This window comes from Bradyrhizobium sp. UFLA03-84 (genome assembly GCF_002289535.1).
In the GTDB taxonomy this organism is placed as follows: Bacteria; Pseudomonadota; Alphaproteobacteria; order Rhizobiales; family Xanthobacteraceae; genus Bradyrhizobium; species Bradyrhizobium viridifuturi.
The window spans coordinates 468,290-480,926 of the sequence record NZ_NSJY01000013.1 but is presented as its reverse complement, the minus strand read 5'-3'; the positions used below and the strand labels follow the sequence as shown (position 1 = coordinate 480,926).

Below are 12,637 nucleotides of genomic sequence, written 5' to 3'. Positions count from 1 at the left end.
GAATTGGAGCCGCCGAGGCAGTAGACAACCGGCATGCCAACCGTCCGGGACCGCTCTTTTTCGCCGTCATTGCTTCCCGCCGGAAGCAATCAGGCTATGCCGTTTGGTCGTATTAGCTTGCGCATGGTCGAGGAAATGCTGGCGGTGTGTGGCATTGGCGTGACCTATGAAACCGTGGGCCACTGGGGAAGGAAATTCGGCAAAGCGTTCTCCGATCGGATCCGCCAGCGCGCTCCCGCTCGCGGCGACTAATGGCATCTGGACGAAATCGTTATCTCGCTCGCGGGCGAACAACATTGGCTCCGGCGCGCTGTCGACTAGAATGGCTTCATCTCGACGTCGTGATCCAGCGCTGAAGGGACTCGCACGCCGCGCAGCAGCTCGTGAAGAAGCTCTTGAAATCCGCCGGTACGCCGCCGCGCGTGATGATCACGGACAAGCTCCGTTCGTACGGCGCTGCGAGGGGGAACCTGGGCTTTCACGTCGAACATCGTCAGCACAAAGCTCCCAACAATCGGGCCGAGAATTCTCATCAGGCCGACGCGGCGACGCGAGCGGGTCATGAAGCGTTTCAAATCGTCCCGCCAAGCTCAACGGTTTCTGTCAGTTCACGATCAGGTCGCGAAGCTTTTCAACATCCCCTACCCCGGAGCCGTCGCTGCCGACTTCCGTCGTGCTTTCTCGCGAGCGAGCCTTTACGACTTGGCGCGAGATCTCCACGACAAGCGCTATCGCCGAATCTCGACCCTCTGAGAATCCCCTTCTTCGGCTCAGCGGTCGATTAAGTTGACGATGCCAGCCTCGATCTCGACATACGGCACGGAAACAGGTGGATTCGAAATCGGCAATGCTGTCATGAGCACGGCTTCTCTCTAGCCTGCCGACCGGACCGAACGTAACCGTTCAGGGAGCTAGGGTGATCCACTTAGGTGCACAGATCCCTGGATCACACCCACGGCTATCTTCGGAACGCGAACCTGTCACGGCTCCAGCGCGACCTGCAAGCCCTTGCTGCCCTCAACATAAACGTAATGGGGCCCGATCGGCCGCCCCCTGCCGCTGGCGACGGTGACAATTTCTTCCAGAGGCGTGGCGCGCATCCGCCTCAGGGCGTGACAAGATCAGATCGGCGTGAAACAGCCCTTCTGATTCAAGACCAGTAGCATCGACGCCAAGAGCCGCCAAGCTGGCCAAACAACTTTCAAACTCGTCAGCATCGCGGAAGCGACGCTGGATAAACGTCGCGCCCGCAAGACGTTCTGTCACAAGGCCACGCCTCGCGAACGTCGCGGCCAAGGAATCAAATGGGAACATTCGTAGGACGAAGGAGATGATCCATAGACGCTCATCTGTCGCATCGAGAATTTTGCTGAACGTTTTCTCGGTAACATAGCCGATGCAACCCGTAGACATGATAACATCCGTGGAGCGGATAATGCGCGCGCTGTCCGTCGATAGCGCCTCCTTTTCAAGGTCAGCGACAATGCCCTGCTCCAGGAGACCAACATCCGTTGCATAGCTGATCGCCGGTGCCGACATATCGAGGCCGATAAACCGCGCCGAACCGACATCAGGCCAAGCTGCATAAAAATTTCGATCGAGATGCACCAGGGTCTCAGAACTGATCGCCCTCATCTCGCGCCGGGCGTAGCGGTGACGCAAGCCCCCAAAGGTCAGTGGAAACCGATGCACCGCTGCGTTGATGCCGTATGAACAGCCAACATCAAGCACGACCGGCTTAAGGCCGGTTGCCGAAGCTTTCGCTGTCAGAATTTGGCGCACAACCGGCTCAGCTACGTCCGGGATCATATAATCCAAGTCTCCCAGGACAGAGAAATATGCCCTCGGATCATCCAAAGCATAAATATCATCGAAGATAGCTTTAGACCGATTGATAGGCGAAAAATCTGTTCGCAAACCAATGTCTCCCATTTCGTTTTGCAAGCCACTCGACGGCTGTTGCCTTCAAGTACTCGATGCCTTATCGCAGAGATTGGCCGAGGCATAAACCCCATAGCGCGCTTTTTCAGGCTCGCTTCGTGAAACAGAGGACAAACTCTTTATTGCAGAACACGAGTAGATGAAGTGGCTCCAAAAGCAGACACGAGATTCTTCGGCATTTGAGTTGTGGCGTTGAGGGCTTCTTGAATGTCGAATGGCAGCAATTGTAATGACCACAAATTGAGCGCGAACGGCTAGCTCCCGCCCTCGGACGCGACAGCTTGCGAAGCCATCCAAGATGCGCGCGTGGGGTTGAGGGGACCCGGCGCGCGCCAGGCGCGGACTGCCGGCATGACGCCGCAAGAGTTGAGCGATAGCCTCCGGATTGGTGGACACGCAACCTTCGAATGCGGCAGCGCCGCTCTGGCTCAAAACGCAAATGCCGGTGTCTTCCATAGAGATTCCAAACCAGCATGGAGTTGCTCCCTTTCCTCAATCTGCTGGGCTCGATCCTACCGAATTTCGTGTCTTCGAGGAGCCGTCAGCGGCGATTACGACATGTGAACAAGCCTCTAGGCGATTGAGCGGAAGTCTATCGAAAAGGATGCATCCGTATGCGTTGAGACGGCTGCGCACTACCGGTTCTCGCGCTGGAACTGCTTGCGATGCACGGTCTTGAATCGCCACCGCGGTGGATTTTCGCCTACGCGGCTAGCGATCATCGGCCTATTAGGCGAGCTGCCCCTCACGTCGGCTCGCGCTCCTGATTATCCTCCAGTATCTCCTGCTGCAGCTTTGGACCTTGACTGAGCCGTCGCCCGAGCGCCGCGACGAAATTGTCGTAGCGCGCGGCCGCCTGCGCCCTCGCCGCCTTTGCAGCAGGCTCGGGGAGTGGTGGTGTCGTCGTCAGCCAGAAGCGGACGAACAACGCCAAGGTCTCGACCGAGATCCCCATGTCGCGTTCGAGCCGCGCGATGCGGCGATCGACCTGATCGAGTCGCTTGGCAATAGCGGCCTCGCGCCGCTCGTCTGCGTCCGGCGACAGGAAGGATGCGATCGCGGCTTCGGCGATGAGCGACATCGGCTGCTCACGCCGGGCGGCATAGACCGACAGCGTCTTCATGACCTCCGGGTCGAGGTAGACCGACATCTGAGCTTTCTTCTTCGGCGCTGCCATGATGCCTCACAATCCGAGATCGTCGCCGGGATCGAGTGATGCCTGGCGCGCGACGCCCTGCATCACGTCGTTCATGCGCCTGATCCGCGGAGCATCTTCGTCGAACTCGTCGGCAAGATCGGCCGCGAACTCGTTGTCGAGCGGTTCCGTCTCCTCCACAGTGTCGTGACCCAGTTCATGCTGCCGCCGACGATCGGCGATCTTCGGATCCTCTACGTCAGTCTCGTCGCTGGCTGAGGCCGGAGGGGGCATGGGGCACGGCGGAAGTGGCCGTAAACTCCAATCGTCAGGCCGCGCGTCGTTGGGCTTGGTCGGCATCGGCGGCGCCAAAATGCGCTCCTGGAAACGAGTGTCCTCGTAATAGCGTGCCTTCCTCGCGCGGATCGGATGCAGGCCGGACATCATGACGATCTCGTCCGAGGGCGGAAGCTGCATCATCTCGCCGGGCGTCAACAGCGGCCGGGCGGTCTCCGACCGCGATACCATGAGATGTCCGAGCCAAGGTGCCAGCCGGCTGCCGGCATAGTTCTTCATCGCCTTCATCTCAGTCGCCATCCCCAACGCGTCAGACACCCGCTTCGCCGTCCGTTCGTCATTGGTCGCGAAGCTGACCCGCACGTGACAGTTGTCGAGGATCGAATTGTTCGGCCCATAGGCCTTCTCGATCTGGTTCAGCGACTGGGCGATCAGGAAGCTCTTGATGCCGTAACCTGCCATGAAGGCGAGCGCCGACTCAAAGAAGTCGAGCCGGCCGAGCGCGGGGAATTCGTCGAGCATCAGGAGGAGCCGGCGCCGGCCTGCCTTGGCCTTAAGATCCTCGGTCAGGCGGCGGCCGATCTGATTGAGGATCAACCGGATCAGAGGCTTGGTGCGGTTGATGTCCGATGGCGGCGCCACGAGGTAAAGCGTGGTCGCACGCTCTGCGCCAACGATGTCGGCGATCTACCGCCAGCGGATTGCCACGCTCTATGAGAGCTTACAGAGCGAGGACGGCAAGGCGGAGGCGGCTGAGGTCTTCCGCACGCTGGTCGATCAGGTGACGCTCGTGCCCGATGCGGAAGAGCTGGCCATCGTGCTGCGAGGCGACCTGGCCGCGATCCTGCGCTTTGCCGCGAACAAGAAAAACCCCGACGTCCTTTCGGAGGCCGGGGTTTTGGGTGCCTTGCTTTCGCAAGAATCGTTGGTTGCGGGGATAGGATTTGAACCTATGACCTTCAGGTTATGAGGCTGCAGGTCGCAATGAAAGCGATTTCCGCCCCAGAGCACTTCCCAGGCCAATTGAACCGGTTCGTCCTATTTGTACGCCACAGCCACCCATGCCTGCGGACTTGATTTCTTTCTTGCTGGATCAGCCTACAATCTTATTGCGTCAGACCGATCATTGGTCCGGAGCGCATGAACGGCAACGACGACCAGAACCGGATCGAGGCAATTGAGTCGCAAGATTCCAGCAAGACAACGCGTGCCGCAAAGCGCCGCCGCAAGAGTCGTGGCATGCCGCCCCCCGCGACGTTCGATATCGATACACTGCCAGGCAGCTCTAATCTGACGGTATTGGAGACGGCAGCTGTCATTCGGCGCACACCCGGGGCATTGGAGCAGTGGCGGCGCGATCCGAACCACCCGCTGAAATGGCGCTACGTCGACGGCCGCCCGCTCTATCGGGTTGATGCGGTGCGCGACTATTTGGCCAGAGGCGATAAGGCCACTAATCCGTCCCAGCCGCATAGTGCTCGCGGAGACGGCCGAGCAGTTCTGCCTTGATCGGGTCAAGCGGATTCGTCCGCTGTAAGCGCACGACCTTGCCGACTCTGATCGCGCCGACCAATTCCGCGATGTAATCATGAGCCGCTTCGAATGCCATTTTTCGGATGATCCACTGTTCGTCGTGATTGTAGACCTGATCGATGCCGCCTGGCTTTTGTCCCACGCAAAGCCGCTGGATTTCGTTGTCGTAACCGCAACGTGACATGATGGTACGCAGACTGCGCCTTAAGTCATGCATGGTGAACCTGGCGACACCCGCTTCTTTAACCAAACGGTCGACCATCTTGGTGAAGCCCGACATCTGGCCGCCGGTCTTTGGCGAGGGGAAGACATAGTCGGACGTCGCGCGCTGGAAATGCCTCGCGCCCGCGAGCACCTCATCAACAAGGTGAGTGCGGGGCACATCGTGGTGCAAACCCATCTTGGTCCAGGCCGCATCGAAGGTGATGCGGTCATCCATGATGTGCTTTTTCCACTCGATCATAGTTGGCTCGCTCCGGCGCGGGCCGCCGAGTAGGCACATCCTCGTCAGGAGCCCAAAGGTACCGAGCTTACCGGACGCATGCCAAACCTTGACGATTTCTTCATCGGTGAGTGCACGGCCCTTCGTTCGGCGTCCCACCCTCTGCGCGCGGGTTTCCTTGGGCTCGCGATAGCCTGCGAGCACATTGTGGTCGACATAGCCCTCGCTGACGCACCATTCGAGGAACGTGTGGGTGTGCTTACGCAGGTCCTTGGCCGCGCCACGCTTACCGGTCTTGGTAACCTTCTCGACCGCTGCCATGATTTGCCGCCGAGTAAGGTCCCCCACACCGCTCTCAGTGTGCTCTTTGAGCCCGCGCCGCAACGCCGACAAGGCTGGCTTCCAGTTGACGACCTGTCGTCCGGTTAACGACGTCTGGTAGGGACCATCTTCGACAATGAGGTCCGCCAGCGTGGTACGCTGCTTTTCGGCCGCCTGTTGCCGCCTCGCCTCGCGTTTCGCGTCATTAGGGTCCGTGCCCTTGAACACCTCGCCAGCGGCAATAGTGGCGGCCTTGCGCGCAACCTTCTCATTATACTTCGGCCATGGGCCGAGCGTCTTGCGCTGGGTGCCCCTCACTCCCGGCTTGGTGAAGAGGAAAACCCAGGTCCGGCCGCCGGTAGCGCGCATGCGCAGCGCGAGGCCGGGCAGCTTATCGTCGTGGAGATAATGCTGCGCCTTGCCGGGTGGCATCGTGGCGCTACGGATCACCGCGTCGGTCAGTGTCAGTTGGTTGCTCGGCTCCGGCATGATCCCTACGCTCCTCGTCACGGTGTGCCCCCGCGGGCGCCCGGATCGTTCAAGTGGCGGGAAAGCAGCATTGCTTTTTCTTTGCTTTTCCGCCCCGGGGCACACGAGCATGGAAGGACGGCGCCTTCGAGAACAAACGAGGCATAGACCCTTCCGCGAATTGTGTGCCCCACGGGAAAATCTGTGGTGGGCACAACAGGGGCACACAAAATGCAGTATGGTCGCTTATGGCTAACTGTGGTCAGACAAACCACAAGCCACTGCAATAAAATGAATTATTCAGACAAAACTGTGGCCGGGCGTGGTCGGGTCGGATCCACAGATTGTGGTTCACACGGGAGAGGTCCAAGGTTCGATCCCTTGTGCGTCCACCATTCCCCTTCCTGAATCCCCAGTTGCGGACGATTATCGACATTCTGGCGCCCTTCGGGACCGCCTGATCAAAAATGTCGAAAACAACCCCATGCAAAGCAGCCGGCGCGCCTGCGCCGCGGCCGGCATTCCGGCTCACTGCCGGCGGCGGTGCGGGGCGGGTGACGGCTTGGCGGTGCGTCGGCTGAGTTCGCCGAGCAGACCGCGCACGGCGCCGTCGAGCTCGTCGGATGGCGGGGTGGCTTGATCGGCGGGTTGCGCGCCGGTCGGCCGATACCAGCCGCGGGCGGACATGTCGTCATTTGCGGCCCGAAGCTTCGGCGCATGCCGCCGCGGAGGCGACCGGCGCCGGCGGCGCGAGATCAGCTCGCGGACGCCGTATCCGGCTACGAACCCGATCGTGGTGACGACAACGACAATCAGAAATTCCAGCATTGTGCTGTCCCACCATCACCTGCCGCGATGCAATAAGCGCGACAATGCGGCAGGGGCTTGACCGGGCTGGTTCCTTTTCACTGTATCGAGCAGACCCTCCCCCCACGGAGTCCTACGGGGTTTTGTTTGCAGGCCTCCTCGGCTACCTTCCCGGAACTCGCGGAGGCCGGGACGTCTCGATGCGCAAGGGCAACGACTACATTCTGAAGCTGCGGCCTTGGTCCTTGTCGACATTCGTCGTCGCCCTGCTGGCCGTGGTGCTCGCCACCGCGACCCAGGAGATGTTCGCAAGCTTCGGCATGCAATTCTATTTTGCGGGCTTCGTGCCGGCGATCCTGATCGCCGGCCTGATGGGCGGCGCGCCGGCCGGCGCCTTCGCCACGATCATCACGGTTCCGATCGTCTGGTGGGTGTTCATGCCGCCCTATTTCGAGTTCGGCTGGCCGACCGCCGCCGACTATGACAGCATGGCGATGTTCCTGCTGTCGAGCGCGCTCCTCGTGTGCTTCTCGCAGCTCTACCGGGAAGCGCTGGCCATTCTGCGAAAGTAAGCGCCCGCACAGGCCGCAGCTCCCCGCCCGCGGCGGCAAGCCGGTCGTCCGCAGCGATCGTTCGCCCTCAGATCCCGAACATCCAGACCGCGACGATGGTGGCGAGCGTCGCCACGCCGCTCACCGTCCAGCCCACCGCGTAGAATGTGTTCTCCGGGGTGGTGTCGAGCACCGTATTGGTGGTTTCCGTCATTGACCGCCAACGCATGGCGTCTCTCCTCGGAACTCCTGCCCAGCGACATAACGCGGTACCCGGTTCCAGGTTCCGCCCGAGCCGCAACGGCCGCGCTGTTCACGCCGAGCTCACGGACTGCTGATCGGCCTCGCGGAACCTGCGACATTCTGTCCCGTTGAGGGGCGCCGGAAACCAACTTGGGAGAACCATCCGATGCGAACACTGATCCTCGCCGCAACCGCCCTCGCCTTCGTCTCGTCCGCCGCGCTTGCGCAGGACAAGGCAGGCGGCACCACCGCCCCCGCCGCCCAAAGCGGTGACGCGGCGGCCAAGGGCGAGGCGACCAAGATGGCGCCGAAGAAGAAAACGAAGAAGGCTGCAAAGAAATCGAAAGCCAAGTCCGGCGGCGCCGCCACCACCGGCGACGATGCGACCAAGCAATAATCAGAAACAATCGCGCTCCGCGATCGCGGAAGAGACGAAACGGAAAAGGCCGCCCGAAGGCGGCCTTTTTGTTGTCTCGGTGCGGATGCTGCCTCGGCCTGTCACGTCGTGATCAACTGCGCCGATCGTGCGAGGCCTCGAATCCAGTGTCAGCAACGGCTGGACCGGTGATGGCCGGACCAGCGAATTGAGGTGCGGGAGAGGGAGCGAAAGAGGCGCAGAGCCGATAATCCGCACCGCCATCGGATCGTTCTGAAAATTGACCACCAGCTCCAGGAATTGCTCCACCTCCCGCACCTTTTGTTCTGCCGTGCGTGCAGCGGCGACGCATGATCCAAACGGGCTATCACGGCGATGCGTGGAAAGAATCATCGATAGGCTTAATGCTGAGCGCCGCTGTCGTGCCCTGCCGCGAGCCCGTGCTCTTGCACGCGCTCGGCGAACCAGCGCGAGGTGGCGCTGTCGATCGCGCCCCCGGTATAGACCTCGGAAAAGCTCACGCCGCTCTGTCCGACGATCACCAGCACGCCCATCGCATAGGCAAACCACACGTTCGGGTCGGTCAGCGCGGCGAGCTTGCGCTGATCGTGCTCGAGCGGCTGGTGATTGCTGTCCTTGCGCAGCTCGATGGCCAAGAGATTGTTCGGGATGTCGCGCTGATGCACGACGATATCGGGATAGATCGACTTGCCGAGATGGTCATCGGTCGAGCTGCCCGAGCCGCGCGGCAGCCGCAGCGTGCGCTCGCCGAGCCGGTCGTAGTTGCAGTCGACCTGCCAGCCGGAGAACTGCCGCTCGACATAGACCGCAAGCCGGTGAGTAAGCGTTCGCTCGCCGAGATCGCGCTCCAGCAGGAACGTCTCCTGCGCATAAAACTCCTGCACGGCGGCGATCACCTTGTTCAGCTCGGTCTGCATTGGCGCCTCCGACTGGACAAAAGCGCGATGAGCATCATCGCGCGTTGGCTTCTTGTTTGAGCATGATCTCTTCGGAAAACCGCGTCGCACTTTTCCGGATCATGCTCGGGGCCGCCGCCGCGGCCCTTTCAAATCGCACTCTAGTTAAGCATGACCTACGCGCAAACGCTGCGCGCTTGTCGCGGGGAAAACTGGTTCCCACTTTGCGCTAGCGCGGCCGTCCCGGTCCGGATCACGCCGCTACATCTGCACTTCGATCAGCCGCGGGCCCGGCTCGGCTACGGCATTCGCCAGCGCCTTGTTGAACTCATCCGCTGATGTGACCGCGACCGCCGGCACGCCCATGCCCTTCGCGAGCGCGACGAAATCGAGCGTCGGCCGGTCGATCTTCAGCATGTCCTGCGCCCGCTTGCCCGGCTCGCCGGCGCCGACGCCGTCGAACTCGCCGCGCAGGATCTGGTAGATGCGGTTGGCGAACACGATGGTCACGACGTTGAGCCCTTCGCGCGCCTGAGTCCATAGCGACTGGATCGTGTACATCGCGCTGCCGTCACCGACCATGCAGATCACCTTGCGGTCCGGGCAGGCGACCGCGGCGCCGGTCGCCACCGGCGTCGAGAAGCCGATCGAGCCGCCCATGTTCTGCAACCAGTCATGTGGTGCAGCCCCCGCCGTCGGCGGAAAGAAACCGCGGCCGGTGGTGACGGATTCATCGACCATGATGGCATTGTCGGGGATCGCACAGGCGATCGCCTGCGCGATCGTTGCGTGGTTGAGCGCGCCGGTTGGCTTGACCAGTTCCGGATGCTGCTGCGACTTGACGTCCTGCGCCGTCGCATGCAGCGCATTGGCCAGCGCCTCGAGGGCCGCGACCGAATTCTCGCCCCAGGCGGTCATGCGATGCACCTCGCAGCCTTCCGCCTTCAGCATGCTCGGCTTGTTCGGATAGGCGAAGAACGCGACGGGATCGTTGGCCTCGACCAGCACGATGTGACGGAAATTCTTCAGGATCGGCAGCGCCTGCTCGATCACATAGGGGATGCGGTTGACCGAGAAGCGGCCGCGGCCGCGCGCCATCCGCGGATGATAGGTCTGGCCCATCACGGTGCAGCCGGTCTTGCCGGCGATGCGTTCGGCGAGCGCCAGCCCGTGCTCGCTTAGTGCGCTGCCGGTGACCAGCAGCAGCGTGTGCGCGGCATCGCCGTGCAGGATCTTCGCCGCGGTGTCGACGGCCTGCGGCGAGTAGCTCGGGCGCTGGGTGTCGACAGGCACCTCGGCGATGCCGTCGGCCTCGTTCCAGGCAGTGTCGGCCGGCAGGATCAGGGTTGCGATCTGGGGCGGCGCGCTCTTCGCCGCGGCGATCGCCGCCGCGCCATCGGCCGCGACCGACTTGGCATCCGGCGAGGTCCGCACCCAGGACGACATCGGCCGCGCCAGGCCCTCGATGTCTGATGTCAGCGGCGCGTTGTAGCCGATGTGGTAGGTGGCGTGCTGGCCGACGATGTTGACGATGCCGGAATGCGCCTTCTTGGCGTTGTGCAGATTGGCAAGGCCGTTGGCGAGGCCGGGCCCGAGATGCAGCAGGGTCGAGGCCGGTGTTCCCTTCATGCGGAAATAGCCGTCGGCAGCACCCGTCACCACGCCTTCGAACAGGCCGAGCACACAGCGCATGCCCGGGACCTTGTCCAGCGCCGCGACGAAATGCATCTCCGAGGTGCCCGGATTGGTAAAACAGACATCCACGCCGCCCGCGACCAATGTCCGTACCAGGCTTTCCGCACCGTTCATGCTCTCGCTCCCGTTTCGAGATGTTCTTGAGATCGCTCCAGATCAACCATTCTTCATCCGCTTCGTCAAAGGCTTGGCTGGACAATGCAGCTATCGCCTGCGGTCTGTTGCCTTTTTAAACCGTGTTGCCGGAAAGTGCCTAAAGTCACCGCTTCGTCGCTTGCGAAACGCCGGCAATTGTGGACTCTCTGGGCGCATATTTGATTGTTCGCGAGGACGACGACCATGCGCCCGTTTGCCTTGATGTTTGCCGCGCTCACGATCCTGGCAGGTGCCGGCCAGGCCCAGGCCCAGTTCTTCGACTCCCGGGGCTACCAATCCGAAGCTCCGAGTTTCTTTGGCGGTGGCGGCGCAAGCCCGATCCCGCGCACCACCGTCGACTACCCGACCAACTATGCCCCCGGCACCATCGTGGTGAACACGGCCGAGCGCCGGCTCTATCTGGTGCAAGGCAACGGCCAGGCGCTGCGCTACGGCATCGGCGTCGGCCGCGACGGCTTCCGCTGGAGCGGGGTCCATCGCATCAGTGCGAAGAAGGAATGGCCGTCCTGGACGCCGCCCTCGGACATGCTGCGCCGCCGCCCCGATCTGCCGCGCCACATGGCCGGCGGCATCGAGAACCCGCTCGGTGCACGTGCGATGTATCTCGGCTCGACGCTGTACCGCATTCACGGCTCCAACGAGCCGGAGACGATCGGGCAGGCGGTCTCGTCGGGCTGCTTCCGCATGACCAATGAGGACGTCAAGGACCTCTATGATCGCGTCTCGGTCGGCGCCACCGTGGTGGTGAAGAACTGATCGCAACGATTTCAACGGAACCAGGCGCCGCCGTCCGGCAAGTTCGCCGATCCCGCCTTGCGCTGCCGCACACCTTGCGGCAGCGTTGTCATGATGTCCCAGCACCGCCCTTCGATCCTGCTCCTGCTCGTCGCAACGCTTGCCGCTTGCCTCGCTGATGCCGCCATGCCTGCCGCCGCCGAGGTGCCGGCCATCGTCGCGCGCCAGCGCACCGAGAAGAAGATCTTCACCGACGCCGAGATCGTCGAGGGTTTCCTGAAGACCGCGTTCGGCGCCGAATATCATCTCGCCGGACGGGTCGACCGCATCCGCAAATACGATAGCCCAGTGCGCGTGTTTGCCGACGGCAACCGCGCCGACCGCAAGGCCCAGCTCGCCAAGGTGGTCGCCGACATCCGCAGCAAGGTGCAGCATCTCGACATCGCGATGGCCGACAACCACGACGCGGCCAATGTCGTGGTCAAGCTGGTGCGCGACCGCGAGCTCTACCGCACGATCGCAACCTATTACGGCCAGGAGCGTGCCAAGGAAATCCGCTCCTCGCTCGACCCGCAATGCCTGTCCGGCTTCCGCAAGAACGAGAGCTACGAGATCGAGCATTCCGACGTCATCCTCACCGTCGACAATGGCGATTTCGTCTTCCTCGACTGCGCCTATGAGGAATTGCTGCAATCGCTCGGCCCGATCAACGACACTGCGACGGTGCCGTGGACCATGTTCAACGACAGCGTCTCGATGGGCTTCTTCGACGTCTACGACCAATATCTGCTCAATCTGCTCTACGACCCCCGCATCAAGCCCGGCATGAACGTGCAGGAGGTGAAGGCCGCGCTGCCCGCGGTGCTCACCGACGTCCGTGCCTGGGTGGCGAAGGTGAACCATCTGGAGTGAGGGTGGCGGGCCGGCGCACACGCTCGCGGCACACACCGTCGTCCCTGCGAAAGCAGGGACCCATACTCCGCGGCGGCTGGAATTGAAGCGACTCGTCGTTCCAGTGTC

Annotated in this window: 13 protein-coding genes and 3 pseudogenes; 7 read left to right on the top strand and 9 right to left on the bottom strand. The window is 62.1% G+C overall.

Translation table 11 applies throughout. The features are described 5' to 3' along the window. Positions 1-88: 88 nt before the first annotated feature. Positions 89-785: pseudogene (locus tag CK489_RS16370) on the top strand (IS6 family transposase). Between the two features lie 195 nt (positions 786-980). Here CK489_RS16370 and CK489_RS16365 read toward each other — a convergent pair. From CK489_RS16365 to CK489_RS16355, 3 genes and pseudogenes are all read right to left on the bottom strand, one after another. After that, a pseudogene (locus CK489_RS16365) lies at positions 981-1,932 on the bottom strand (class I SAM-dependent methyltransferase). Between the two features lie 754 nt (positions 1,933-2,686). Next, positions 2,687-3,118: a CopG family transcriptional regulator gene (locus tag CK489_RS16360; RefSeq protein WP_095732978.1), complete on the bottom strand. Its 432-nt coding sequence runs from the start codon at positions 3,116-3,118 to the stop codon at positions 2,687-2,689. Positions 3,119-3,124: 6 nt separating this feature from the next. Next, positions 3,125-4,060, bottom strand: a pseudogene (locus tag CK489_RS16355) (type IV secretory system conjugative DNA transfer family protein); the annotation flags it as partial. Between CK489_RS16355 and CK489_RS41750 the strand changes: the two are divergent. Together CK489_RS41750 and CK489_RS16345 are read left to right on the top strand one after the other, a co-directional pair. After that, a complete protein-coding gene (locus CK489_RS41750) occupies positions 4,050-4,343 on the top strand; it encodes a hypothetical protein (protein WP_162240546.1) in 294 nt (97 codons plus the stop codon). The pseudogene CK489_RS16355 and the gene CK489_RS41750 sit on opposite strands and share 11 nt — an antisense overlap. A 170-nt stretch (positions 4,344-4,513) precedes the next feature. Beyond that, entirely contained in the window at positions 4,514-4,882 is a 369-nt protein-coding gene (locus CK489_RS16345) for a hypothetical protein (protein WP_094194385.1), read from the top strand. On the opposite strand, the gene CK489_RS16340 is transcribed toward CK489_RS16345, so the two are convergent. Next, complete coding sequence (locus tag CK489_RS16340) at positions 4,827-6,158, bottom strand: tyrosine-type recombinase/integrase (protein WP_095733664.1); 1,332 nt, start codon at positions 6,156-6,158, stop codon at positions 4,827-4,829. The genes CK489_RS16345 and CK489_RS16340 overlap by 56 nt on opposite strands. Positions 6,159-6,665: 507 nt before the next feature. Next, positions 6,666-6,965, bottom strand: a complete 300-nt coding sequence (locus CK489_RS16335) for a hypothetical protein (protein WP_095732977.1) — start codon at positions 6,963-6,965, stop codon at positions 6,666-6,668. Between the two features lie 179 nt (positions 6,966-7,144). Here CK489_RS16335 and CK489_RS16330 point away from each other — a divergent pair, with 179 nt between their 5' ends. Then, positions 7,145-7,516, top strand: coding sequence for a DUF4118 domain-containing protein (locus CK489_RS16330; protein WP_050631778.1), 372 nt, complete (start codon positions 7,145-7,147; stop codon positions 7,514-7,516). Positions 7,517-7,583: 67 nt separating this feature from the next. Here CK489_RS16330 and CK489_RS41355 read toward each other — a convergent pair whose 3' ends face one another. Further along, the gene (locus CK489_RS41355) at positions 7,584-7,724 is read right to left on the bottom strand and encodes a hypothetical protein (protein WP_157860982.1); all 141 of its coding nucleotides are present in this window, start codon (positions 7,722-7,724) and stop codon (positions 7,584-7,586) included. Positions 7,725-7,904: 180 nt separating this feature from the next. Between CK489_RS41355 and CK489_RS16325 the strand changes: the two genes are divergently transcribed. Further along, positions 7,905-8,135, top strand: a complete 231-nt coding sequence (locus tag CK489_RS16325; protein WP_050631777.1) for a hypothetical protein — start codon at positions 7,905-7,907, stop codon at positions 8,133-8,135. Here CK489_RS16325 and CK489_RS16320 read toward each other — a convergent pair whose 3' ends face one another. The 3 genes from CK489_RS16320 to CK489_RS16310 form a co-directional block, all read right to left on the bottom strand. Beyond that, entirely contained in the window at positions 8,136-8,507 is a 372-nt protein-coding gene (locus CK489_RS16320) for a hypothetical protein (RefSeq protein ID WP_128089715.1), read from the bottom strand. A gap of 8 nt (positions 8,508-8,515) precedes the next feature. Continuing rightward, positions 8,516-9,052: a hypothetical protein gene (locus tag CK489_RS16315; protein WP_095732976.1), complete on the bottom strand. Its 537-nt coding sequence runs from the start codon at positions 9,050-9,052 to the stop codon at positions 8,516-8,518. A 240-nt stretch (positions 9,053-9,292) separates the two neighbouring features. Beyond that, positions 9,293-10,840, bottom strand: coding sequence for an acetolactate synthase large subunit (locus tag CK489_RS16310; protein WP_095732975.1), 1,548 nt, complete (start codon positions 10,838-10,840; stop codon positions 9,293-9,295). Positions 10,841-11,065: 225 nt separating this feature from the next. On the opposite strand from CK489_RS16310, the gene CK489_RS16305 reads away from it, so the two are divergent. After that, complete coding sequence (locus CK489_RS16305; RefSeq protein WP_021079788.1) at positions 11,066-11,638, top strand: L,D-transpeptidase; 573 nt, start codon at positions 11,066-11,068, stop codon at positions 11,636-11,638. Between the two features lie 93 nt (positions 11,639-11,731). After that, positions 11,732-12,529, top strand: a complete 798-nt coding sequence (locus CK489_RS16300) for a DUF2927 domain-containing protein (protein ID WP_095732974.1) — start codon at positions 11,732-11,734, stop codon at positions 12,527-12,529. The last annotated feature ends 108 nt before the right edge of the window (positions 12,530-12,637 follow it).

Bases quoted from the DNA above. Each gene is read 5' to 3' on its own strand.
- CK489_RS16360 (WP_095732978.1), bottom strand. From the start codon at position 3,118: ATGGCAGCGCCGAAGAAGAAAGCTCAGATGTCGGTCTACCTCGACCCG.
- CK489_RS41750 (WP_162240546.1), top strand. From the start codon at position 4,050: ATGTCGGCGATCTACCGCCAGCGGATTGCCACGCTCTATGAGAGCTTA.
- CK489_RS16345 (WP_094194385.1), top strand. From the start codon at position 4,514: ATGAACGGCAACGACGACCAGAACCGGATCGAGGCAATTGAGTCGCAA.
- CK489_RS16340 (WP_095733664.1), bottom strand. From the start codon at position 6,158: ATGCCGGAGCCGAGCAACCAACTGACACTGACCGACGCGGTGATCCGT.
- CK489_RS16335 (WP_095732977.1), bottom strand. From the start codon at position 6,965: ATGCTGGAATTTCTGATTGTCGTTGTCGTCACCACGATCGGGTTCGTA.
- CK489_RS16330 (WP_050631778.1), top strand. From the start codon at position 7,145: ATGCGCAAGGGCAACGACTACATTCTGAAGCTGCGGCCTTGGTCCTTG.
- CK489_RS41355 (WP_157860982.1), bottom strand. From the start codon at position 7,724: ATGCGTTGGCGGTCAATGACGGAAACCACCAATACGGTGCTCGACACC.
- CK489_RS16325 (WP_050631777.1), top strand. From the start codon at position 7,905: ATGCGAACACTGATCCTCGCCGCAACCGCCCTCGCCTTCGTCTCGTCC.
- CK489_RS16320 (WP_128089715.1), bottom strand. From the start codon at position 8,507: ATGATTCTTTCCACGCATCGCCGTGATAGCCCGTTTGGATCATGCGTC.
- CK489_RS16315 (WP_095732976.1), bottom strand. From the start codon at position 9,052: ATGCAGACCGAGCTGAACAAGGTGATCGCCGCCGTGCAGGAGTTTTAT.
- CK489_RS16310 (WP_095732975.1), bottom strand. From the start codon at position 10,840: ATGAACGGTGCGGAAAGCCTGGTACGGACATTGGTCGCGGGCGGCGTG.
- CK489_RS16305 (WP_021079788.1), top strand. From the start codon at position 11,066: ATGCGCCCGTTTGCCTTGATGTTTGCCGCGCTCACGATCCTGGCAGGT.
- CK489_RS16300 (WP_095732974.1), top strand. From the start codon at position 11,732: ATGTCCCAGCACCGCCCTTCGATCCTGCTCCTGCTCGTCGCAACGCTT.